Raw genomic sequence first — 21,713 nt, 5'->3', positions numbered from 1 at the left:
GCCAAATCTTTAAGGCCTCCCTTTAAAGATACTCTTTAATCTATCGATAAATTTACTAGGTTTTGAGGGTATCTCCTCTATTTGTACTTCTGTAAATTTGTTTACTATCTTGTAAAGCTTTTTACTAATTTCTGCCTGTGGATATAACACAGAAAATGGTTCTTGTTGTTGGACAGCTTTGCGAACATATGGATCTTCTGGCAAGGAACCAAGGACTAATACTTCCTTAGAGAGAAATTTAGACATTGCCAATTTAAGTCTAGCTGTAGTGTCTTTTCCCTCCTCCTCTGAAAACGCTCGATTACACAAAAGAAAAAAGTTCTTTTCAGGATCCTTATAATGTATATATTTCATCATAGAATAAGCATCTGTAATCGAAGTAGGCTCAGCAGTTGAAATAACGATAATATCATCCACTGCAACAATTAAATCTAATGCCTGTGAAGTTGCTCCGGCTCCCATATCAAACACGATAAAATCGAAGGATTTTTGAAGATATTCAAAGGCTTCAATCAGTCGTTGAAACATAGTATCGGTCCATTCCATAACACCATTTAATCCAGATCCTCCTGAGATATATTGAAGTCCGTATGGCCCTTCATACATGACACTCTCCAATAATTTTTCTCCAAGTAAATAATCCTTTAAATTAGTAGGAACAGTTTTACCTAGTAAAATATGGATGTTACCCATACCGATATCCATATCTATTAATACTACTTTTTTTCCTTGAGCACTAAGCATTGTTGTAAAGTTGGTTGAAAAATTACTTTTACCTACTCCCCCTTTACCGCTGACAACAGCTATAGAGCGACCTAATTTACTGTGGCTTCGAAGCATCTTCATTCTTAATTCCTCAGCTTGATCTCTCATAGTGAATCCCCTTTAATAATAAATCAAGTAATTCTTCTAGACTAGCTTCAACGATATCTTCAGGTACTTCTTGACCATCTGTGTAGTACGCAAGGCCCTTGTTATATTTAACCATTAAATTAATAATGGAGCCAATAGAATTTGTTTCATCTATTTTAGTAAAAATTAATTTTTCAATAGGAAAATCTACAAATTGTTCTATAATTACACTCATGTCTGTTTCTTTTGAGGTTGAAGAGAGAACAAGATACGTTTCTGTATTACTCTTAAAATCTATCAGTTTTTGTAAATCCTCAACGAATTTCATTTCCTTGTAATTCCGACCAGCGGTGTCTATAAATACAAGATCCAATGATTCAAACTTCTCAACAGCTTGCTGAAAATCTTTAGGACTGTAAACTATTTCAATGGGTGCCTGAAGAAGACCGGCGTAAGTCTTCAACTGCTCAATAGCAGCAATCCGATAAGTATCAGTTGTGATGAATCCAACCTTTTTCTTTTTCTCTAAAACAGCACGAGCAGCCATTTTTGCTATAGTCGTTGTTTTACCAACCCCAGTTGGGCCTAACACATTGATGAATTTTCTTTCATAGGATATACCTCCGAAAGGGAGATCCTTAAGCAAGTTATAAATATAGTCTTTTGTAAGCTCAATCTGTTCCTCTATATTTATAGAATCTCTATTTATTTCATGCACAAAAAGCTCATCACTCATGCTAGTGATAAGCTCCTCTGCCAATTCCTGCTGCTTAAGATGATTTAGAAGTATTTGAAATTCTTCCGGGTATTGCTGCTCTAGCTGCGGACGTTGGATAGATTTCACCATTTTCTTTAAGTCTTCTAGTTCTTTTTTTATCTCTGACGCATGGTTAACGTCGGGCTCTTGCTTAAAGACGGGATAATCAGGTGTATGAACGGGAGGTTCAACTGTGTCTATGCCAGCTAATACTTCAATAGACTTCTTTTTGAACATTCCAATGAAGCCCTTTGAATATACTACTTTAGAGCTTAAGATTACCGCTTCCTCACCCAATTCATTTCGAATAGCCTTCATCGCTTCTGGCATTGTAGCTGCTACATATTTTTTCATCTTCACTCCACATTCACCACCCCGACGCTTTGTACCTCAATTGATGATTCTAACTCGTTATAGGAAAGAATCGGTATTTGAGGGAAATATCTCTCTGTCATTTGTCTTAAATACATTCTTACTGCTGGAGAGCATAGTATAATTGGTGACTGCTCCATCAGTGAAGCACGTTCAATTTCTCTAGCCATAGATTCTAAAATAGCCTGTGAGTCATTCGGATCGATGGAAAGGTAATTCCCATGCTCCGTTTGTTGAATACTATCCGCGACAATTTTTTCAACTCTGCCAGATACTGTTAAAACTTTTAGCACATTACTATTACCAGCATATTGAGAAGTTATTTGCTTCGCTAATGCTTGTCTCGTATACTCAGTTAATATATCGACATCAGATGTCATTTTTGAATAATCAGCTAGTGTTTCAAAAATAATAGGTAAGTTTCTTATCGATACATGCTCTCTTAGCAGGTTGCCTAAAACCTTTTGAATCTCTCCTATAGTCATCGGAGTTGGAGTTAATTCATCCACTAATATAGGTGAAGTCTCGCGAATATGATCGATTAATTGCTTAGTTTCCTGTCTACCTAATAATTCATGTGCATGATTTCGAATAATTTCCGTCATATGCGTTGAGACTACGCTTGGTGGGTCAACCACTGTATAGCCCATTATCTCTGCTTCCTCTTTTACAGCCTCTGTTATCCATTTAGCTGGAAGACCGAAAGATGGTTCTACTGTGTCTATTCCATCGATTGTATCGTCATCACCAGGGCTCATCGCCAAATAATGATCGAGCAATAGCTCTCCTCTAGCCATCTCGTTCCCTTTAATCTTTATACGGTACTCATTTGGCTGAAGCTGGATATTGTCTCGAATCCGTACAACCGGTATAACTATTCCAAGCTCTAATGCAAGCTGTCTTCTTATCATAACTACTCGATCAAGTAAATCTCCGCCCTGTGCAGTATCCACAAGTGGTATCAATCCATAGCCGAACTCAAATTCTATTGGATCTACGTTTAATAGATTAATAACATTCTCTGGACTTTTCATATTATCTGTGGCTGCTTCCTCTTGAAATTCCTCTAGCTCTTCTGGGTCTTCTTTTTCTGCCTTACTCATCATATAAGCGCCAATGACAAGTATAAGAGAAATAGGTAAAGTTAAAAGAAGTCCAATAGGGGTTACTATCCCTAGAAGTGCAATTGTCCCCGCAGCTACATAAAGAAGCTTAGGCTGATTCAATAGCTGTCCAGTAATATCTCCGCCCAAATTTCCTTTTGACGCAGCTCTTGTAACAACTATACCCGTCGCGGTAGAGATTAAAAGCGCCGGAATTTGTGACACAAGTCCGTCCCCTACAGTCAATGTAGAGAATAATACCGCTGCTTCTCCAAAAGGCAAACCAAACTGAACGACTCCAATGATGACACCAAATAGAAGGTTGATAATTACGATAATAATACCCGCAATAGCATCACCTTTTACGAATTTCGTAGCACCGTCCATTGCCCCGTAAAAATCTGCTTCTCCGCTGACTTTTTCACGTCGTTCTCTTGCTTCTTTTTCAGAAATCATCCCAGCATTAAGATCCGCATCAATACTCATCTGTTTACCAGGCATAGCATCTAATGTAAAGCGCGCTGCAACCTCTGATACACGCTCAGCACCTTTTGTTATTACAATGAATTGAATAATTACTAAAATAGCAAAAACGACTAGACCAACTAACATATTCCCCCCGGTTACAAAAGTACCAAAGGTTTCAACTACCTTCCCTGCATCTCCCTCGGACAAAATCGCACGTGTCGTTGAGACATTAAGTGCAAGCCTAAACAAAGTTACTAGTAATAACAGTGTAGGAAAGACGGAAAATTGTAGCGCCTCCTGCATATTCATTGCGGTCATTAAAATTAATAAAGCTATAGTAATATTAACGATTATTAAAAAACTCAATAACCAATGAGGAAGAGGTATCACGAGCATAGCCACAATAGAAATTACTGCTGCTAATACGGATATATCGCGAACTTGCATATACTTCCACCTCAATCTTTAAATTTTTTGTTTAATGCGATATACATAAGCTAGAACCTCTGCAACAGCCTTAAAAAATTCATCAGGAATTCTTTGACCAATTTCAACTTGATCGTACATTGCTCTAGCAAGTGGCCGGTTTTCAACCATGACTACATTATTTTCTTTAGCAATCAATTTAATCTTCTGAGCAACAAAGTCTGCCCCCTTAGCTATTACTACTGGCGCATCCATAGAGGAATCATCATACTTTAAAGCAATTGCAAAATGGGTAGGGTTCGTAATAACAACATCTGCTGTTGGAATTTCCTGCATCATTCTCCGCATGGCCATTTCTCTTTGACGCTGACGAATTCGGGATTTAATGATAGGATCTCCCTCTGTGTTCTTATGCTCGTCTTTTATATCCTGCTTAGACATCTTCAAATTTTTCTCATAATCAAAGCGTTGATAGAAGAAATCTAAGATCGATATAAACAACAATACAAAGGAAGCTGCTATTCCCATCATTCCTGTAAGCCATCCGATGGTAGATAAGGTATCCCAAGCAGTTTTAAAAGAAAGGGAAAGCACTTGCTCCAGATTCATCCATATAATAAGAGTCGTAACCGATCCAATAAAAGAAATTTTAAGAATGGACTTTAATAGTTCAATTATTGCCTTCATCGAGAAGATTCGTTTTAACCCTTTTATAGGGTCTATTTTTTTTAAGTCAAACTTTAAGGGCTCAGTCGTAAAGAGCAACCCAAACTGAAAAAAATTAGCTGCAATAGCTGCAACCACAGCTACCAGCATGATAGGTAACAAGATAAAAGCCATTTCCATCAGCATATCTTTATAAATTTCTAAGGCTATTTCTATAGTTACTGTATCCATCAGCATATATTTAGTAAAAGTAACATTAAAAAATGTAAATATTTCATTGCGTAAAAACCCCGCAAAGAAAAACATGAAGAGGAATACTGCAAGCAACACAATGGCGCTTGTAACATCCTGGCTCTTTAACACTTGTCCTTTTTTTCTAGAATCCTGCCGTTTTTTAGGAGTAGCTTTTTCTGTTTTTTCTCCTGCGAAATACTGTAGATCCAATCGGAGCATCAACATATTAGCCACCACCTAAAATAATCATTAAATCTCGCATACTTATAATCATGATTTCAAACATTTTCTGCATAACTGCTAGTAAAACTCCCATCATGACTAACAAAACAATAAATGTTACTCCTATTTTAATAGGGAAACCCACTACAAATATATTCAGTTGAGGAACTGTACGAGCAGTTATCCCTAATGCAATATCTACTAAAAACAAAGTTGCTACTATAGGAATAGACATCTGAAAGGCAACTGCAAACACTCCTGCAAATGTCTTCATGATGAACTCCACATAGTTTTCTTGCCCAAATGCTAGCGATGAAGTTTCCATAGGAATAAATTGATAGCTATAAAAAATTCCATCCAATAGCAAATGATGCCCATTTAATGCTAGTAATAGAAGAAGAGCAATAATGTTTAGAAATTGACCGATTAGAGGACTTTGAGCTCCCGTTTGGGGGTCTATAACATTCGCTATCGCAAATCCCATTTGGAAATCGATAAATCCACCAGCAATTTGTATGGCAGAAAGAATTATGTAAGCAAGTAACCCTATAAATAACCCAACCATAACTTCCTTTATAATTAGTAATATGTACTCTCCATTTATTTCAAATGGTGTAACATCCAACGTATAATACATCATCCATGAAAGAACAATTGCAAAGCCTATTCGATGCGTGGCTGGAATAGTACGATGTGAAAATAAAGGTAAAGTAACAAAAAACGCAGAAACTCTTGCAATGATCAATAATAATATAGTTAGGCTTGGTATTATTTCTTCCATTGAACTAACCAATATATCTCACTAAATTTTCAAAAATATCTGCTGCATAGGAGGTTACTTGTGACAGCATCCATGGCCCAAAAAAGACAATAGCCACTAATACTGCAATAATTTTAGGAACAAATGCAAGAGTTTGTTCCTGAATCTGTGTGGTCGCCTGAAAGATAGACACCGCAAGACCAGTTATTAATGCAACCAACAAAAGAGGACCTGATGCAAGAAGAATGACCCAAATGGCTCTTTCTGCAATTGATATTACCATTTCATTACTCAATACAATCAGCTCCTAAAAACTTTGTAAGATGGATTTCATGACTAAATACCATCCATCTACTAACACAAATAGTAAAATCTTAAATGGTAATGAAATCATTACCGGAGGTAACATCATCATCCCCATAGACATCAATACACTAGCGACGATCATGTCAATCACTAGGAAAGGGATAAAAATCATAAAGCCTATTTGAAAGGCTGTCTTAATCTCACTTAAAGCAAAAGCTGGAACCATCACCGTTAATGGAATATCATCAATCGTTTCTGGTCGTTCTGCCTCGGTATATCGTAAGAATAACTCTAAATCCTTTTGCCTTGTATGCTCACTCATAAACTCTTTAAAAGGTCCACTAGCATTCTCATATGCCTCTTCCAAAGTTATCTCTTCGTCAAATAGAGGAGTTAAGGCTGTTTCATTCACTTCCTGGAGCGTTGGCGCCATGATAAAAAACGTAAGGAAAAGTGCCAATCCAACTAATACTTGGTTTGGTGGCATTTGCTGTGTTGCTAGAGCAGTACGAACAAAAGACAAAATTATAATGATTCTTGCAAAAGATGTCATTAATATTAATATACTCGGCGCCAAAGACAAGACCGTAAGTAATAGCATTAATTTGATAGAAGTGGAGACATTTGACGGATCGCTGTCCGAGAAAAATTGGACGAAATCATTCATTGTTTTTGCGCTCCTTTGTCTTCCAATCCTTTAATACTTCACTACGGTCTCTTTTAATATCTTCTAATTTCTTTTGGAACGTTTCATTGAATGAAGGATTTTCATTATTTTTAGTAGAACTAGTCTTGTTTTTAATCACTTTGTTCATTAATTCCATTACATGAGGTAGTGTTGGCCCACTACCAAGCTTGTCTTCATATATCTTAGTTAACTCTTCTATTTCTTGAGGATCAGTGATTTCTTTTAATAAGTTAATATTTTCTCCAATTCCAACTAAATAGAGTGAGTTGCCCACTTGCAATAATTGAATTGATTTTCCCTGCCCCATTCCAACTCCTCCAAGATTATGGATGAGTTGGTTATGCTGGAAGCTTCTATTTCTTTTATTGAGGAAACGTAATAGTCCATAAAGTAAAGCAATCACAAATAACAAAGCGAATATCATTTTGATGTAATCCCAAGCTGTAATAGATACTCCACTTGACTTCGAATCTTGCGAAGTATTTTCTTCAGGTACTACCGCATTATCTTCCTCAATATTTTGTTCTGACTTTTTAGTTGCATCGGATTCGTTATTTACACGTTCCAGATGTTCCTTGATGCTTTCATTTGAATCTACAGAAGCTTCTGCTCCCATTGGAAAAGGTAAAACTAATAAAAACAATGCGATGCAAATACTGAGGTAAAGCTTCCACATCATTAATTACCCTATCGCTTTTGAGATTGCTTCAATTACTCGATCTGCTTGGAATGGTTTAACGATAAAATCCTTTGCTCCTGCTTGAATGGCATCAATAACCATTGCTTGTTGCCCCATTGCTGAACACATAATAATAGTTGCGCTAGGATCTTTTTCTTTAATCTTCTTCAATGCAGCAATACCGTCCATTTCAGGCATAGTGATATCCATTGTCACTAAATCTGGTTTAAGCTCAGCGTATTTTTCAACTGCTTGTGCCCCGTCAGCCGCCTCACCTACTACTTCAAAACCATTTTTAGATAAAATATCCTTAATCATCATGCGCATAAATGCAGCATCGTCCACTATTAAAATTCTTTTCGACATAATATGTCTCCTCCAGTACTTATCGTAAATTATTAATTCGTTCTGCTTGGCTTAGAATATCTGTAATACGAACACCAAAGTTCTCATCAATTACTACTACCTCGCCTTTTGCAATATGACGATTATTGACAAGAATATCTACAGGCTCTCCTGCCAATTTGTCCAGTTCTATGATTGAACCACTAGTAAGTTCCAGAATTTCCTTTACCGTTCTTCTAGTACGTCCTAATTCTACTGTTACTTGAAGCGGTATATCAAGAAGTAAATTTAAATTTCTTGACTCGTTAGGAGTAAGGTTTGATGCTTCAAAGCTTGCAAATTGCGCTTGTTGCACTTCTACCGGACGTGTATTACTTTGTCTAGATTGTTGAGGTTGCTGTGGAGCAACGGGCTGTTGAATCTGTGGTGCCTCATAATAATCTGGTTCCGGTGCAGATACGTGATTGTTATTAACTCTTTCTTCGTATACAGTGGCAGCAGCTTCTGGTTCTGCTTCTTCCTCTCCCAATAATGATTTAACAAGATTCAGACCGAATTCCAGAGGGATTAGCTGCATAATATTGGAGTCTATTAAACTTCCTACACGCAATCTAAATGACACTTTAATTAGTAAGTCATCATTAGGAATTGCTTCTTCGCCTTCACCTTCTAATAAATTTAGAATGTCTATGGATGGTGGGGAGATGTCCACTTTTTTATTGAATACAGTTGACATAGAAGTAGCAGCCGAACCCATCATTTGGTTCATTGCTTCCTGAACTGCACTTAATTGAATTTCACTTAGTTGAGGACTAGGATCTATTCCGTCTCCGCCTAACATTAAATCTGCAATTATTGCTGCATCTGATTGCTTAATGACTAATAGGTTCATACCTATTAATCCAGCAGTATATTGAACTTGTACAGCAACATACGGATGTGGAAACTCCTCTACTAATTTACTTCTATTAATCATGCTTATATTTGGAGTTGTAATATCAACTTTCTGACCCAATAGCGAAGATAATGCAGTCGCTGAGCTTCCAAAGGATATATTACCAATTTCTCCTAAAGTATCGATTGCAAAAGAGTCTAAATAATCTTCTACATTTGTTGTATTTGTGTCTGTTTCATTTCCACTTATATTGTCAACCGTTCCTCGTAGGAGGGCTTCAATTTCTTCTTGGGAGAGCATATCATCACTCATCATCATCCTCTCCTCCTTTCAAAGTTTCAATAATTTGTACTGCCATATGTTTCTTTAGTTTTCCTGGTTGTGCTTTAAATTTTGGTATGTCTCCTACTTTTATTGTAAGGGCATCCTCAATTTTAGCGTTTAGTTGTACAACATCCCCAAGCTGTAAATATAATAAATCTTCAATCGATATATCAGTGGAACCAAGCTCAGCTACGACTGGTATTTCAGCAGATTTAACTCGTTTTTTCAGTACAGCCAATTGCTCTGGGGATACCTCTTTCTTATTAGTCTGCATCCAGTAACGAACAGAAAGATTTGGCACAATCGGCTCTAATACTACATGAGGGATACAAATATTTATCATTCCGCTAGTTTCACCAATAACAGTATTAAAGGATATCACAACCACTGTTTCATTTGGCGAAATCATTTGAAGAAATTGAGGATTTACCTCTAACTCCGTCAATATAGGATCGATATCTGCTATATTAACCCAGGCTTCTCTCAGGTTATCAAAGGAACGTTCGAATAAATTAGTCATTATTTTCGTTTCAATCTCTGTTAAATTATCTACCTTTGTATGCGCCTGCCCTTTCCCACCCATCAACAAATCTAGCATAGAATAGGCGATGTTTGGGTTAATCTCCATTAGTATATTTCCTTCTAATGGTGGTACCTCAAAAACATTTATAAGAGTCATATGTGGTACAGAACGTATAAACTCTTCAAAAGGGATTTGGTCAACCGATACTACAGATATTTGGACATATGTTCTTAACTGGGCAGAAAAAAATGTGGTTAAAAGACGAGCAAAATTTTCATGTATACGAGTAAGACTGCGTATTTGATCTTTCGAGAAACGCAAAGCTCTTTTAAAATCGTAGGAACGAATTTTTTTTGATTCTTGTTCGCTCTTCATTTCATCTGCTGTCATTTCACCGGTTGAAAGGGCACTTAACAATGCATCTATTTCTGATTGAGATAATATATCTCCTGCCAATCTGCCCACCTCCATTCAAAAAAGTACTTTACTGAATAATATAAGAAGTAATATATACTTGCTGTACTTCCCCATCATCCATTAATTCATTTATTTTAGTTTTTAAAGAAGATTCCAATATTATCTTTCCTTGCTTACCTTCTAAATCCTCTGGCGTCATTTCTGAAAGCTCAGTGATTAGAATATTTTTCACTTGAAAATCACGTTTTGTAAGCTCCTCAGCTGCCTCAGTACTATCCGTTTGTACCTTCATAGAAATTCGGATAAATTTGTCGCCAGCTAAATTGGTTGTGATTTCCTGAATGTCTACAGAGGATTCGACAATTTCATCTATTGTAGGCTCTTTGCTTTCATCCCCGTTATTCAATTGTAAAAATACAATAAGTGCAACTACACCTACTAAAGTAAGTGAAACTAAAATTATTAACATAATAGTCAATACCTTGCTGTTACTCTTCATCCTGTTCACCTCTTAAATAAGGATTCGATAAAATATGTACTTCCTTGTAAAACTGAGCGATTTTATAATACACATCTTCTCGAGATTCTAACGCCACATATTTATGACCATTCGTTAGCGTTATCGTAGTATCCGGAAAAGATTCAACCGTCTCTATGTATAATGCATTTAACGAAAACTCTTTACCGTTTAAACGAGTCAAACTAATCATTTATTAAGGGCCGGACCGTTCAAGGAACGGCCCAACCCTCCCTTACATTGAAACTATCAGATTATCGTTTTAAGTTAACTAATTCTTCTAGAATTTGGTCTGAAGTTGTTATAATACGAGTATTTGCTTGGAATCCGCGTTGTGCCACAATCATATCTGTGAACTCTTCAGATAAGTCAACGTTAGACATTTCTAGGAAGCCAGAGTTTACAGTACCCATACCTGATTGTGTAGCAGTTTGAAGAATTGGCTCTCCGGAATTGGAAGTGTCTTTAAAATAGTTTGCTCCTACTTTCTCTAGGCCTCCCGCATTTGGAAATTTTGCAAGAACAAGTTGACCTGCCCAACGCAACGTACCTTCCTTGTCAACAAATGTTACTGTTCCATCTTGACCGATATTCATACTTTGTGCATCTGTTGGTATCTTTATTGGTCGATACTCACCACCTACAGTCAGTGGTGTATCAGGTAAATAACTACCACCAGTATTAAGGTTGCCAGAAGCTTCCCAGTTTCTTTCAACACTAGATGCATCTGGATATGACAAATTAATAACCGCAGCATTTGCAGCAGCTAATGTCTCCGCAGCTAATACTGCTTTATTGTTCGCTTCAAATGCATCTTTTGCTGCACTACCAGCAGGAGTTGTGCTAATAGTTGGATCTTGGGCATCTTTCAACACTTTCTCTTCTGCCACTAATTTGTCTTCTGCAGCCTTAATTAAAGCAGGATCCGCGGGACTTTTAGCTTTTTCATCTGCTAAGCTTTTTTTAGCATCTGCCACATTTTTTTCTAATGGCTCTAAAGCTTTTGCTAATGTATCAGCTTTAGCCTTTGCGTCAATAGCTGCATCCTCTGCAGGCTTCTTAGCATCATTTGCTAATTTTGTAGCATCTGCAAGTGCTTTTGGATCAACTTTAGTAACTCCACCAACTAAAAATTTACCATCACTATTTACTAAATACCCTTCATTGTCCATATAGAAATTACCTGCACGAGTATATAAAGGATTAACAAATCCACCTCGATTAGCATTAGTTGAGTCCGCTACTTGAAAGAATCCATCTCCAGAAATAGCAAGGTCTAATGTATTTCCAGTAGATTGCATTGAACCTCCTGAGTGAATTGTATCAATTGCAGATAATTGAGATCCTAAACCTACTTGTTTTGGGTTTACTCCCCCACGTGTCCCTGTAGCCGCAGAAGCACCAGCGGTAGTTTGTGAGATTAAGTCTTTGAAGATGGTACGACCTTTTTTAAAACCATAAGTATTTACGTTTGAGATATTGTTACCTATTACATCTAATTTTGTTTGAAAGTTTTTAAGTCCTGAGATACCTGAGTACATTGAACGAATCATTGATTAATTTCTCCCTTCGATTTGTGTGCTAGCTTCAATCAGTCCACTGCACATAGCATCCTATAAAGGTCCTGCTATCCTAGCACAATTGTGCCGTCAATATTAGTAAACAATTGGTTTTTCGCTTCCGTGCGATCCATGGCAGTAATAACCGTTGCATTTTTTGCACTTACGATTAGAGCTGCTTGATCCATCAATACTAATGAGTCATTGACACCTTTTGAGCGCGCTTCTGTTACTTTATCACTTACAAGCTGCCACTGCGCATCTGATATATGAATATTTCTTTCCATTAATCGCTGGTTAGCATGTTTGCTTACCTTTAATTCCGTTTTAACCGTGGCTTCATGTAAATGTTGTAAAAACGCTTGCTTTGACGATGAGACTTGTTTAGATGTGATTGGTTGACGGATTCCTGGCTGCAGCGTGACGCGGTTAATAGTAACTTGGTCCATTGCATGTCTCCGTTCTATTTATTATTGAATAGAATTTATTTTTTCTGCTGTAATCGTCTTACCTCCATCAAGATTAAAAACAATTACTCCTTCTTTTTTAGATACTGATTGAACAACACCTGTAGCTTCCGCAGAATCAGCAGTGTAACTAACAGTTTTTCCAATCATCATACTTGCTTCTACTAAGCTATTAGAGTTTGCATTGCTTGATAGTACTTCAGATATATTACCAGGTGTGATTTTCTTTCCGTCCGAAAGCGTAAATTCTACACTTCCATTCACGAATTTTACTCCTGTGATTAAACCTGTACCTTCAGTTGTGATCGGTTTACCGGCTTCATCTAGCTTATCTGTCAGCTCATGCCATTTCACTTGTTTACCAGCGAAATTACTATATTCAATCATTTGAGTTTGCTCTTGTGCCTCTGCATACTTCTCAAATGCCTTAGTAAGGTTTGTCATTTGCTCCAAAGATGAAAACTGAGCCATTTGGGCAATGAATTCATTGTCCTTCATCGGATTTGTAGGATCCTGATTTTGAAGCTGAGCCATTAATATTTTTAAAAATTCATCTTTACCAAGTGTACTATTTCCCGTAGTTTTAGCAGTTTTCTTTGAAGATAAATACATATTACTCGTAATTGGTGATAAGTCGGCCATAGTTATACCTCTATTTCATTTAAAAATTCTTGGAAAGTAGTTTGAGTATCCTGATTTTCTGTATTAGAATCTTGTTGCTCCTGCTCTTGCTGCTGCTTAAAGGACGAATCTTGGAAGCCTTGATTTCTCTCCTGCTTAGAAGTGTCCTGCAATGCTTGAGTAATCTCTAGTTTTTCAACCTGTATGTTCTGATTTGCCAATCCTTGTCTTAATTGACCAGAATGTGTATCTAACATTTCTTTCCCTAAAGCAGTTGAGGCTAACATTTTTGCAGTAAGGATTCCATCCTTTTGTATCAACTCGATACGAATCGTCCCAAGCTGTTCTGGATATAGTTTAATAACTAACCTATTAGCTCCACCAGCTTGTCCAAATTGTACTCGGCTCATGACCTTTTGAAGCTCTTTCAAAAACTCCTCTGACTGAGCAGGTTTTTCAGTAGGAAGAGTCATTGTTACAGTTTCTACCTTTGTTTGTACAGTGGCCGTTTGACCTTGAACCAAAGAAGTTATCTCTTTACTTTCCGTCACTACTTCTGTATTCGCTCCTTTTACAACAGTTTGATTCATCATCATTTGCTGTAAAAAAGCTTTAGGAATAGGAATTGTACTCTTTCCTTGATTAAGAGAGACATTCATTAAGTTTTCCTTTAATGTTTCTAACGTTTGCTTTAAATCAAACAGCGTAGATTCTTGCTTAAAAGTTAAATCACTTTTGTTACCGATAAGTTGAGCAATTTTTAAAAGCTCCACTGCTTGTTTTGCTTCAACGGGGCTTACGACTGATTGCTTAGCCTCAACTTGGTTTGCCATTACCGGGTTTGCCCCCGCTTGTCCATTCAAAGATAAAAGAATAGATTCAACAAGCTTATTAGGTTGTTCCGAAACGACAGCGAGAATATCCCATATGTCCTGTTTTTGATCTTCCAGCTCGGTCAAATTATCAGTTTCGCCAAGAAGCTTATTTAACAATTGTTTTAGTGAACTAGAATCTACTGTTAAATCATTAGCTTGTAGCAGCTCCTGTGCTTCTTCCAATGATTGAACATCTAAAAGGGAAAGTAAATCCTGAATAAAATTTAGCTCTTTATCTGCCCCATTCGATACATCTGAAGGTTGCATAGATTGACTAGAAAGAATTTGTCCAAATACGTTACCAAAAGTCTGTCCGTTACCTGCTTGTAACTGTGGTTTGGATTGTACTGCTACTGAATTTCCCATATTAACCATTGCCGCTATGTTCATTTTTTCACCTCCCTTCACATACAAGAAGCATGCTCTATTGTTTAGTCATTAGCTCGGTATATTTTGCTGCATCCTGAGGGGACATTTTTTCGTAAATTTTTGCAACTGTATCTGGTTTTAAACTTGCTAAGATTCTTAGCGCCTCAGCATCACTCATATTTGTAATAACAGGTGCTGCAGTCTTCGCTGACATTTTTTCAAAAGTAGAAACTACTTCTGCATAATCTCTTTTAGATTGTTCGTTTTGTCTCTTTAATTCCTCAATTTGCTGTAATAGACTCTCCTGTTCCAATAACAATGATTCTTGAGATTTCTCTGAACCATCTACTTCAGCTTGGAGCTTATCGATTTGGACTTCTTTTTGCTGGATTTCTGCTTGAAGAGAAACAACTCTCTCCTCTAAGCGAGATGTTTTCTTGTTTTCATCTATGGGCTCTTCTTGGCCTAGAGAGGTTAGTTCTTTAGCCTTTTCAAAAACATTTATATTTGTTATCTGTGCAAAAGTTAAAAGGAGAGCCAAAGCAAAGAGAAGCGGTATGATAAACAAATATAGTATTTTCTTGCCTAAGCCCACTTTCTTCGGCTCTTTGTCCATCGTTTGTATGCTTTTCTTTTTGTTATTCGGTTTAGCCATGCCTTTACTCACCTAATCTCTTTGTTTTGAAACTTTAAGGAAGATATCTCATCTAATACAATTGACTCTAATCGAAACTGTTCTTGTTGAAAGTTTTCAAAATCTTTTTCTTTTATTTTTTCAAACTTACGAACTTCTAAGCTTTTTTCTAATAACTTTTCTTCATACCAATTCATCTTTGCTCTAGCTTGAACTACTTCCTTCTGCACTACTTCAATTCTTTTTTGTAAGCCTTCCAAAAAGTTGGAGTAATGATGTATTCCATCTATACTTAAACCATTTACTAAAAGATTATTTTGTGCATCTAATGTGTCTTCTCTTTTTTTCAAAAGATTATATAGCTCAGTAGCAACCTCTTCAAAAGAATTCACCGATTCCTTATATGCTATTTCTGTCTCTGACTTTTCTTGTTCTCGAACCGTAAGTACCTTAGCAAATTTATATTGATAAGCAACCATCTTAAGCTCCACCACCTGATAATGTCACTAATTCATTCACGCTATTTTCCAAAGAAACCTTATCGAGATATCCTTGCTTTAAAAAGGAGGTTATTAAAGGTTCAAATTGGATTGCCTCATCGATTTCCCGAGAGGTTCCACGTTTATATGCACCGATATTGATCAAATCCTCTGATTTATTGTAAGTAAAGTAGAGTTCTCTAAGTCTTTCTGCTGCTTTTACATGGTCTTCATCTGAAATATGGTTCATTAGTCGACTAATACTTTTCAACACATTGATGGCAGGAAATTGTCCTTTGTTAGCAAGAGATCTATCCAGAACAATATGCCCGTCTAATATCCCTCGTACAGTATCTGCTATTGGCTCATTCATATCGTCACCATCTACTAAAACTGTATAGAAAGCAGTAATAGTTCCTCGTTCATTTGTACCTGTTCTCTCCAACAACTTGGGAAGAATAGAGAAAACAGAAGGTGTATAGCCCCTTGTTGCTGGTGGCTCACCTACCGCTAGTCCAATTTCACGTTGAGCCATTGCCACACGGGTAACAGAATCCATCATCAGCATGACATTTAAGCCCTTGTCACGGAAATATTCTGCAATAGCAGTCGCAGTAAAAGCTCCTTTTATACGCATAAGTGCTGGTTGATCAGATGTAGCTGCAACAACTATAGATTTTTCCAGTCCCTCTTTGCCGAGATCTCGTTCGATAAACTCTCGAACCTCTCTTCCACGTTCTCCAATTAGAGCAATAATGTTTAAATCAGCGTTGGTATTCCTTGCTATCATTCCCAATAAGGTACTTTTACCTACACCTGAACCAGCAAATATACCAACCCTCTGCCCCTTTCCGACTGTAAGCATACCATCAATCGCCTTCACACCAACCTCAATTTGCTCATGAATAGGTGGTCTTGTTAATGGATTTGGCGGATCTTGTTCGGTACCAACCGTGCTTAATCCCTTAGGTAATACTGTTCCATCTATCGGGTTTCCCATAGAATCCAGTACTTTTCCTATCAGCTCTGGCCCTACTTTAATCTCTAAAGGACTGTTAGTTCCTTCCACTAAGCAACCTGTTGAAATTTCGCGAATGTTTGTGTAAGGCATTAAAATAACTATTTCCTCTTTAAAACCGACTACCTCTGCAAGTATTACTGACGGTCCATTTTTAACGGAATTAATATGAATTTTACATACATCACCAATGGAGCTCTCGGGGCCTTGGGATTCAATCATTAATCCAACAACACGATTTACGCGACCATACTTTTTAAAGGTGGATACGTTTGGTATTTGTTGAATTAAATCGATTGCTTTCATTTACTTTCACTCCATACTTTCAAGAATATCGACTAGCTTACGTCTCAATTCTTTTACTTGTTCATCAATACTTACAACAATCCGACCATGGTTTGTCTCAATATAGCAATCGGTATCATTCATTTCCTCATCAACAAAAATCATAAAAGGTACGTCTACCGGAAAAATAGATGCAAGCTCTTCTCGGTTTTCAGAGACTAACGAAAAGTATTCTGGAGAAACATATATTTTAATTTCTTTCATTTCTCTAGCTTCCTTTAATCCTCTTCTAACGATAGATAAAAACAATTCTTGTTCATCTTCTAACTTAACACCTAAAATACGTTCTGCATTTCGAATACTTAACTCAAGAATCACCTGTTCTTGTTGCTGTAAGTAAGCGGCGGCATTCATATACGCTGTTTGCATTGCTTCATTGGCTACGGCTAGCTTATTTTGCATGTCAGCCATAGCCTTTAGTCTTCCTTCTTCTAGTCCCTGCGCAAAACCCTCATCATAAGCACTTTTTTGATAACTAAGCTTTTGCTCGTTCCACTCATTTAACTCGTTTTGAATACTGTTCCTTGTTTGTTCTATTTCTTGTTGAAGTTCTTGTTGTTTTTTAGCTATTTTCTGATTTACTTCCTCTAACATTCTGTTTCGATCAGCAGAAAAATTTTCATGTACAACTGGCTCTTCTGTTGTATCCTCTTCCACATAAAGATTTTTAATTTGAATGGGACGAATTTTTTCAGAGTTCTCATTCATTTGTACGTTTCGGAAAATTCTAGACAATAATGTCATCTCCTCCACCACGGGCAATAATGATTTCACCAGCGTCTTCTAAACGTCTAATCACCGACACAATTCTGCTCTGTGCTTCTTCTACATCACGTAGACGTACAGGCCCCATGATTTCCATCTCTTCTTTGAATGTCTCCGCCATGCGTGTAGACATATTGCGGAAGATTATATCTTTTACTTCCTCACTCGACACCTTCATGGACAGAATAAGATCCTCGTTTTCACAATCACGAATAACTCGTTGTATAGAACGATTGTCCAAAGTAACAATATCTTCGAATACGAACATTCTCTTTTTAATCTCTTCTGCAAGCTCTGGATCTTGAATTTCAAGTGCATCCAAAATTGTTTTCTCTGTAGTACGGTCAACTCCATTAAGGACTTCTACTACCGCATCTACTCCACCGGTTTCTGTATAATCCTGTGTAACTGTGGATGAAAGCTTGCGTTCTAACACGGCTTCAATTTCACTTATTACTTCAGGAGAAGTGGAGTCCATCGTAGCAATTCTTCTTGCTATATCCGCTTGTACCTCCTGTGGCAGGGACGATAATATAATCCCTGCTTGCTGCGGTTCAAGATAAGATAAAATAAGGGCAATAGTTTGCGGATGCTCATTTTGAATGAAATTAAACAATTGGGTTGGCTCTGCTCTTCTTGCAAAATCGAAAGGGCGAACCTGAAGTGAAGATGTCAAGCGGTTAATGATTGCTTGTGCATGTTCACTGCCTAGCGCCTTTTCAAGAACAGTTCTAGCGTAACCAATACCACCCTGTGAAATATAATCCTGTGCTAAGGCAATATTGTGAAACTCTTCTATGATGTCTTCTTTTATTTCTGGCTCTACTCTTTTTACTCCAGAGATTTCTAGAGTTAACCGCTCGATTTCTTCTTCATTTAAATGCTTATAAATAGAAGCAGAAACTTCCGGTCCTAGAGAAATTAATAAGAGCGCGGCTTTTTGCTTACCAGTTAGTCCTTTTTCTTTTTTGTTCATAGCCGTCCCCCCTTAATCCTCTGCTATCCAAGTACGTAACAATTTAGCAAAGTCTTCAGGCTTATCTTTTGCCATTTTTTCTAGTTGCTTACGTCTTAAAGTAGATTCTGTTTCTTTTTCATTGTTAATATCATCAACTTCTGGTATTTCTCTTGCTTCTTCCAGAATAATTAGTTCTTCCTCTTCCTCAATTCTTCTAGATCGTAGCAACGATACAACAAGGAGAATAATAGCTACAAGCAATACCCCAACAATCACATAAATCCACCAAGGAATTGTTGAAGAAGGGACATCAGCAAGTTCATTTTTCCCTTTAAGCTCTTGAACGGAGACCACAACTTTTTCTTCAATCTGTTCCTCTGTTAGTTCGCCAGCTTCCTTATCAATAGATGTGCGAACAATTGTTGCAAGAATCTGTTCTATATCTCCTTGGACATCTGCTGGTAAAGAAGTAACATCGTCAGCTTGTGGTGGTTCAACCATTACTTGAATACCTATATCTCTTATTTTATATGGGCTTTCGACTATTTCTTTTCTAATACGATTTACTTCATTGTTAATCGTATCTTCTGTTCTCTCATAGTCACCATCTGCTGTAGAACCTTCTACATAATTAGTAAAATTATCAGTAGCGTCTTCTGATTGTGGAGTACCGCCCGTTAATGGATTATTACCAGTAAAAGTTTCAGAGATTCGTTGGGCACTAATTTCAATACCTGCCATATTTTCGACATCAACAGGTTCCACTAGATTCTCTTCTCGGTTTTCTTGTTTAAAGTCGATATCTGTAGTTACAGATACAACAACTTTATTGTGCCCCATCAAAGTACCCAGCATTGTTTGTACTTGGCGTTGAAGGTCGCGCTCAATGGTTTTCTTTAATGTCATTTGATCTGTAACATTTGTCCCGCCAGAACCGGTTGCCTTCTCCAAATCAAAGTATTCTAGGAATTGATTTCTAATAACGATATCTTCAGTAGATAAATTAGGTATAGATTTAGATACTAAATTATATAAGGACGCTATTTGGGTTTCTGAAAATTGATATCCTGGTTCTGTGTTAAGTACTATAGATGCACTAGCGGATTCATTGCTTTGAGATAAAAATACCCCTTCTTCAGGCAATGTAATCATTACCTTAGCTTCTTTAACCCCCTCCACACTTCCGATCAAATTCGCTAGCTCTGTTTGCGTAGTGGCAAGCTTAAGTACATTAAACTCGTTATCGGTCATCCCAAAACCTGCATTTTGAGAAAAAAAGCTATAATCTATCATTCCCGATTGTGGAAATCCTTCGGCCGCCATTTGAACTAGCAGTGTATCCTTCAGTTCCTTAGGAACTAATATAGAAGTCCCTCCAGCTGCAATTTCATTTGGTATGCCTTTTGAATCTAAATTTTCTTTAATGCGCCCTACTTCCGAAGGGGTCACTTCTGAATATAGAGGAACCATTTCAGTTTTTGTCAGGAAAAAAGTTAGTACAGCCGCAAGAGCGATTACTCCTAAAAGACCACCTATCATAGTTCCTTTTTGGCCTTTAGAACGACTTTTCCAAAAGGCTGTTATATCATTTTTTATTTTCTTTATACGTTCATTCATTTTTATCCTCCGGTTATGGTGAATATTTTAGCTCGATATATTAACTTTAACCGAGGACTAAACTTGCATACGCATGATTTCTTGATAAGCCTCCACGACTTTGTTCCGAATTTCTAATGTAGCATTTAAAGCAATACTTGATTTCTGTGAAGCAATCATCACTTCATGAAGTTCTATATTTCCACCATTGATTAGCTTATTTGTTGCAACGTCTGAAGCTTTCTGTGTCTCATTTACCGAGTTAATAGCACTTTGTAGGAAATCTCCAAAGTTTTCTTGTGCTTGCGACGAACTTACCTTATTAGTCGTCATGGGTGCATTTACCTGAGCAACATTAAACATTGATACTGATTCAATAGCCATAAAGAGTTAAACCTTCTTTCCTATTTTCCAATTTCAAGAGCCTTTGAAAGCATTGCTTTATTCGCGTTAAACACAGTGACGTTTGCCTCATAAGAACGAGTAGCTGAAATTAGATCAACCATTTCTCTTAAAGGATCTACATTAGGCATTTCAACATAACCTTCTTCGTTTGCGTCCATATGACTTGGATCATATACGAGCTTAAATGGTGTTTCAGTATCCTCTTTTACTTGAGATACCTTTACTCCATTACCAACACCATTTTTATCTGATGTGCCTCTTGCCACATTTAAAAAATTTGAAAATGAACCTTCATTTGGTTGCAATGTTACTGTTTTCCGTCTATATGCTTGCCATTCACCATCAACCATTTTTGCTCTAGTTGTTTCTGCATTAGCCATATTAGATGAGATAACATCCATACGTAAACGCTGAGCAGTAAGAGCTGATGCTGTAGTATTCATCCCGTGAAATATTGACATTATCAACTGCCTCCTTTAATCACCGTTTGTAAGGTGTTCAGCTTTCCGCTCATACGATCTACTAAAGCATTGTAATAGAGTTGATTGGTTGCTAAGTTAGCCTGCTCCTTATCCATATCTACTCCATTGCCATTGCTGCTATATCTTAGATTGGAATAATCGAATACTGCGGAAGAACTAGAACTAGCTTGAAAGTTAATATGTTTCTCTTCTGTTCGATAAGCAGAAATTGATGTTTTCTTAGCATTTTCTAAATAATCATTGAAACTTACGCTTTTTGCTTTGTAATTCGGTGTGTCAACATTCGCTATATTTTGCGCAATAGTCTTTTGTTTCATAGCTGAGAAATTTAAACCTCGTTCTAAATTCTCAATTGTACCACCAAAAATACCCATAAATTACTCACCCCTATTTTTCTTACGTCCTAATTTTAGTAATAATCTGTTAAAATCACAATAATTTAATTGTAAAGAATTAGATGCACAGTGTCTATTCTATTTTTTGCATTTTTGTAGGTCTTTTTTCCTTTTTTTCTAATTGTTCGTCAAAACATTTGTCACATTTGGGGAACCTTGACGAATTTTAGCATGCAATTACAAATTCTACC

The 21,713-nt window shown here is 37.0% G+C and carries 26 protein-coding genes; all 26 read right to left on the bottom strand.

The genetic code is table 11. The features are described from left to right. Positions 1-9: 9 nt before the first annotated feature. The 26 genes from MKY94_RS07155 to flgB all read right to left on the bottom strand — a co-directional run bounded on the left by MKY94_RS07155 (position 10) and on the right by flgB (position 21,501). Positions 10-873, bottom strand: coding sequence for a MinD/ParA family protein (locus MKY94_RS07155; RefSeq protein WP_154311110.1), 864 nt, complete (start codon positions 871-873; stop codon positions 10-12). Further along, on the bottom strand, positions 857-1,969 hold the full coding sequence (gene flhF, locus MKY94_RS07150) for a flagellar biosynthesis protein FlhF (protein ID WP_342578310.1): 1,113 nt from the start codon (positions 1,967-1,969) through the stop codon (positions 857-859). Before flhF ends, MKY94_RS07155 begins: the two co-directional genes overlap by 17 nt. Then, positions 1,966-3,999: a flagellar biosynthesis protein FlhA gene (gene flhA / locus MKY94_RS07145; RefSeq protein ID WP_144538068.1), complete on the bottom strand. Its 2,034-nt coding sequence runs from the start codon at positions 3,997-3,999 to the stop codon at positions 1,966-1,968. Before flhA ends, flhF begins: the two co-directional genes overlap by 4 nt. Before the next feature lie 18 nt (positions 4,000-4,017). Further along, on the bottom strand, positions 4,018-5,103 hold the full coding sequence (gene flhB, locus MKY94_RS07140; RefSeq protein WP_144538067.1) for a flagellar biosynthesis protein FlhB: 1,086 nt from the start codon (positions 5,101-5,103) through the stop codon (positions 4,018-4,020). Position 5,104: 1 nt separating this feature from the next. Next, on the bottom strand, positions 5,105-5,881 hold the full coding sequence (gene fliR / locus MKY94_RS07135; RefSeq protein ID WP_154312325.1) for a flagellar biosynthetic protein FliR: 777 nt from the start codon (positions 5,879-5,881) through the stop codon (positions 5,105-5,107). Between the two features lie 4 nt (positions 5,882-5,885). Then, positions 5,886-6,155 carry a flagellar biosynthesis protein FliQ gene (gene fliQ, locus MKY94_RS07130; protein WP_144538065.1) on the bottom strand — a complete coding sequence of 90 codons (270 nt, stop codon included), beginning with the start codon at positions 6,153-6,155 and terminating at the stop codon, positions 5,886-5,888. A gap of 12 nt (positions 6,156-6,167) precedes the next feature. Continuing rightward, positions 6,168-6,833 (bottom strand): flagellar type III secretion system pore protein FliP, encoded by a 666-nt coding sequence (fliP, locus tag MKY94_RS07125; RefSeq protein WP_144538064.1) that lies wholly within the window; start codon positions 6,831-6,833, stop codon positions 6,168-6,170. After that, complete coding sequence (locus MKY94_RS07120) at positions 6,826-7,497, bottom strand: flagellar biosynthetic protein FliO (RefSeq protein ID WP_342578309.1); 672 nt, start codon at positions 7,495-7,497, stop codon at positions 6,826-6,828. Before MKY94_RS07120 ends, fliP begins: the two co-directional genes overlap by 8 nt. Positions 7,498-7,536: 39 nt before the next feature. Next, positions 7,537-7,899, bottom strand: a complete 363-nt coding sequence (locus MKY94_RS07115) for a response regulator (RefSeq protein WP_144538062.1) — start codon at positions 7,897-7,899, stop codon at positions 7,537-7,539. Positions 7,900-7,918: 19 nt separating this feature from the next. Continuing rightward, positions 7,919-9,085, bottom strand: a complete 1,167-nt coding sequence (fliY, locus tag MKY94_RS07110; protein WP_151113725.1) for a flagellar motor switch phosphatase FliY — start codon at positions 9,083-9,085, stop codon at positions 7,919-7,921. After that, complete coding sequence (gene fliM / locus MKY94_RS07105; protein WP_151110537.1) at positions 9,078-10,076, bottom strand: flagellar motor switch protein FliM; 999 nt, start codon at positions 10,074-10,076, stop codon at positions 9,078-9,080. Before fliM ends, fliY begins: the two co-directional genes overlap by 8 nt. Positions 10,077-10,104: 28 nt before the next feature. Beyond that, positions 10,105-10,536 carry a flagellar basal body-associated protein FliL gene (gene fliL / locus MKY94_RS07100; protein WP_154311114.1) on the bottom strand — a complete coding sequence of 144 codons (432 nt, stop codon included), beginning with the start codon at positions 10,534-10,536 and terminating at the stop codon, positions 10,105-10,107. Further along, positions 10,526-10,747 (bottom strand): flagellar FlbD family protein, encoded by a 222-nt coding sequence (locus tag MKY94_RS07095; protein WP_154311115.1) that lies wholly within the window; start codon positions 10,745-10,747, stop codon positions 10,526-10,528. Before MKY94_RS07095 ends, fliL begins: the two co-directional genes overlap by 11 nt. A 61-nt stretch (positions 10,748-10,808) precedes the next feature. Then, a complete protein-coding gene (locus MKY94_RS07090; RefSeq protein ID WP_151110543.1) occupies positions 10,809-12,107 on the bottom strand; it encodes a flagellar hook-basal body complex protein in 1,299 nt (432 codons plus the stop codon). 74 nt (positions 12,108-12,181) lie between these two features. Beyond that, positions 12,182-12,562, bottom strand: coding sequence for a TIGR02530 family flagellar biosynthesis protein (locus tag MKY94_RS07085; RefSeq protein WP_342578308.1), 381 nt, complete (start codon positions 12,560-12,562; stop codon positions 12,182-12,184). A 21-nt stretch (positions 12,563-12,583) separates the two neighbouring features. Continuing rightward, positions 12,584-13,222, bottom strand: coding sequence for a flagellar hook assembly protein FlgD (gene flgD, locus MKY94_RS07080; RefSeq protein WP_342578307.1), 639 nt, complete (start codon positions 13,220-13,222; stop codon positions 12,584-12,586). A gap of 2 nt (positions 13,223-13,224) precedes the next feature. Further along, complete coding sequence (locus MKY94_RS07075) at positions 13,225-14,466, bottom strand: flagellar hook-length control protein FliK (protein WP_342578306.1); 1,242 nt, start codon at positions 14,464-14,466, stop codon at positions 13,225-13,227. 34 nt (positions 14,467-14,500) lie between these two features. Further along, a complete protein-coding gene (locus MKY94_RS07070) occupies positions 14,501-15,100 on the bottom strand; it encodes a hypothetical protein (protein ID WP_154311120.1) in 600 nt (199 codons plus the stop codon). Between the two features lie 8 nt (positions 15,101-15,108). Continuing rightward, entirely contained in the window at positions 15,109-15,558 is a 450-nt protein-coding gene (gene fliJ, locus MKY94_RS07065) for a flagellar export protein FliJ (RefSeq protein WP_342578305.1), read from the bottom strand. Between the two features lies 1 nt (position 15,559). Then, positions 15,560-16,882: a flagellar protein export ATPase FliI gene (fliI, locus tag MKY94_RS07060; protein ID WP_342578304.1), complete on the bottom strand. Its 1,323-nt coding sequence runs from the start codon at positions 16,880-16,882 to the stop codon at positions 15,560-15,562. Positions 16,883-16,888: 6 nt separating this feature from the next. Continuing rightward, the gene (gene fliH, locus MKY94_RS07055; RefSeq protein WP_342578303.1) at positions 16,889-17,665 is read right to left on the bottom strand and encodes a flagellar assembly protein FliH; all 777 of its coding nucleotides are present in this window, start codon (positions 17,663-17,665) and stop codon (positions 16,889-16,891) included. Then, positions 17,649-18,662 (bottom strand): flagellar motor switch protein FliG, encoded by a 1,014-nt coding sequence (gene fliG / locus MKY94_RS07050; RefSeq protein WP_151110556.1) that lies wholly within the window; start codon positions 18,660-18,662, stop codon positions 17,649-17,651. Before fliG ends, fliH begins: the two co-directional genes overlap by 17 nt. A gap of 12 nt (positions 18,663-18,674) precedes the next feature. Then, complete coding sequence (fliF, locus tag MKY94_RS07045) at positions 18,675-20,261, bottom strand: flagellar basal-body MS-ring/collar protein FliF (protein ID WP_342578302.1); 1,587 nt, start codon at positions 20,259-20,261, stop codon at positions 18,675-18,677. A gap of 57 nt (positions 20,262-20,318) precedes the next feature. Continuing rightward, positions 20,319-20,624 carry a flagellar hook-basal body complex protein FliE gene (fliE, locus tag MKY94_RS07040; protein ID WP_342578301.1) on the bottom strand — a complete coding sequence of 102 codons (306 nt, stop codon included), beginning with the start codon at positions 20,622-20,624 and terminating at the stop codon, positions 20,319-20,321. 20 nt (positions 20,625-20,644) lie between these two features. Continuing rightward, complete coding sequence (gene flgC / locus MKY94_RS07035; RefSeq protein ID WP_144538047.1) at positions 20,645-21,106, bottom strand: flagellar basal body rod protein FlgC; 462 nt, start codon at positions 21,104-21,106, stop codon at positions 20,645-20,647. A 2-nt stretch (positions 21,107-21,108) separates the two neighbouring features. Beyond that, on the bottom strand, positions 21,109-21,501 hold the full coding sequence (flgB, locus tag MKY94_RS07030; RefSeq protein ID WP_342578299.1) for a flagellar basal body rod protein FlgB: 393 nt from the start codon (positions 21,499-21,501) through the stop codon (positions 21,109-21,111). Positions 21,502-21,713 lie beyond the last annotated feature (212 nt).

The organism is Psychrobacillus sp. FSL K6-2843 (assembly GCF_038626375.1).
Taxonomy (GTDB): domain Bacteria; phylum Bacillota; class Bacilli; order Bacillales_A; family Planococcaceae; genus Psychrobacillus; species Psychrobacillus faecigallinarum.
The sequence above is the reverse complement of the archived record's forward strand: the minus strand, read 5'-3'. Positions and strand labels throughout refer to the sequence as shown.

Bases quoted from the DNA above. Each gene is read 5' to 3' on its own strand.
- fliG (WP_151110556.1), bottom strand. From the start codon at position 18,662: ATGAACAAAAAAGAAAAAGGACTAACTGGTAAGCAAAAAGCCGCGCTC.
- MKY94_RS07090 (WP_151110543.1), bottom strand. From the start codon at position 12,107: ATGATTCGTTCAATGTACTCAGGTATCTCAGGACTTAAAAACTTTCAA.
- fliJ (WP_342578305.1), bottom strand. From the start codon at position 15,558: ATGGTTGCTTATCAATATAAATTTGCTAAGGTACTTACGGTTCGAGAA.
- flhA (WP_144538068.1), bottom strand. From the start codon at position 3,999: ATGCAAGTTCGCGATATATCCGTATTAGCAGCAGTAATTTCTATTGTG.
- MKY94_RS07075 (WP_342578306.1), bottom strand. From the start codon at position 14,466: ATGAACATAGCGGCAATGGTTAATATGGGAAATTCAGTAGCAGTACAA.
- flgB (WP_342578299.1), bottom strand. From the start codon at position 21,501: ATGGGTATTTTTGGTGGTACAATTGAGAATTTAGAACGAGGTTTAAAT.
- fliR (WP_154312325.1), bottom strand. From the start codon at position 5,881: ATGGAAGAAATAATACCAAGCCTAACTATATTATTATTGATCATTGCA.
- flgD (WP_342578307.1), bottom strand. From the start codon at position 13,222: ATGGCCGACTTATCACCAATTACGAGTAATATGTATTTATCTTCAAAG.
- fliL (WP_154311114.1), bottom strand. From the start codon at position 10,536: ATGAAGAGTAACAGCAAGGTATTGACTATTATGTTAATAATTTTAGTT.
- fliF (WP_342578302.1), bottom strand. From the start codon at position 20,261: ATGAATGAACGTATAAAGAAAATAAAAAATGATATAACAGCCTTTTGG.
- flhB (WP_144538067.1), bottom strand. From the start codon at position 5,103: ATGTTGATGCTCCGATTGGATCTACAGTATTTCGCAGGAGAAAAAACA.
- fliP (WP_144538064.1), bottom strand. From the start codon at position 6,833: ATGAATGATTTCGTCCAATTTTTCTCGGACAGCGATCCGTCAAATGTC.
- MKY94_RS07085 (WP_342578308.1), bottom strand. From the start codon at position 12,562: ATGGACCAAGTTACTATTAACCGCGTCACGCTGCAGCCAGGAATCCGT.
- MKY94_RS07115 (WP_144538062.1), bottom strand. From the start codon at position 7,899: ATGTCGAAAAGAATTTTAATAGTGGACGATGCTGCATTTATGCGCATG.
- fliY (WP_151113725.1), bottom strand. From the start codon at position 9,085: ATGAGTGATGATATGCTCTCCCAAGAAGAAATTGAAGCCCTCCTACGA.
- MKY94_RS07070 (WP_154311120.1), bottom strand. From the start codon at position 15,100: ATGGCTAAACCGAATAACAAAAAGAAAAGCATACAAACGATGGACAAA.
- MKY94_RS07095 (WP_154311115.1), bottom strand. From the start codon at position 10,747: ATGATTAGTTTGACTCGTTTAAACGGTAAAGAGTTTTCGTTAAATGCA.
- fliH (WP_342578303.1), bottom strand. From the start codon at position 17,665: ATGACATTATTGTCTAGAATTTTCCGAAACGTACAAATGAATGAGAAC.
- fliE (WP_342578301.1), bottom strand. From the start codon at position 20,624: ATGGCTATTGAATCAGTATCAATGTTTAATGTTGCTCAGGTAAATGCA.
- fliI (WP_342578304.1), bottom strand. From the start codon at position 16,882: ATGAAAGCAATCGATTTAATTCAACAAATACCAAACGTATCCACCTTT.
- MKY94_RS07155 (WP_154311110.1), bottom strand. From the start codon at position 873: ATGAGAGATCAAGCTGAGGAATTAAGAATGAAGATGCTTCGAAGCCAC.
- flgC (WP_144538047.1), bottom strand. From the start codon at position 21,106: ATGTCAATATTTCACGGGATGAATACTACAGCATCAGCTCTTACTGCT.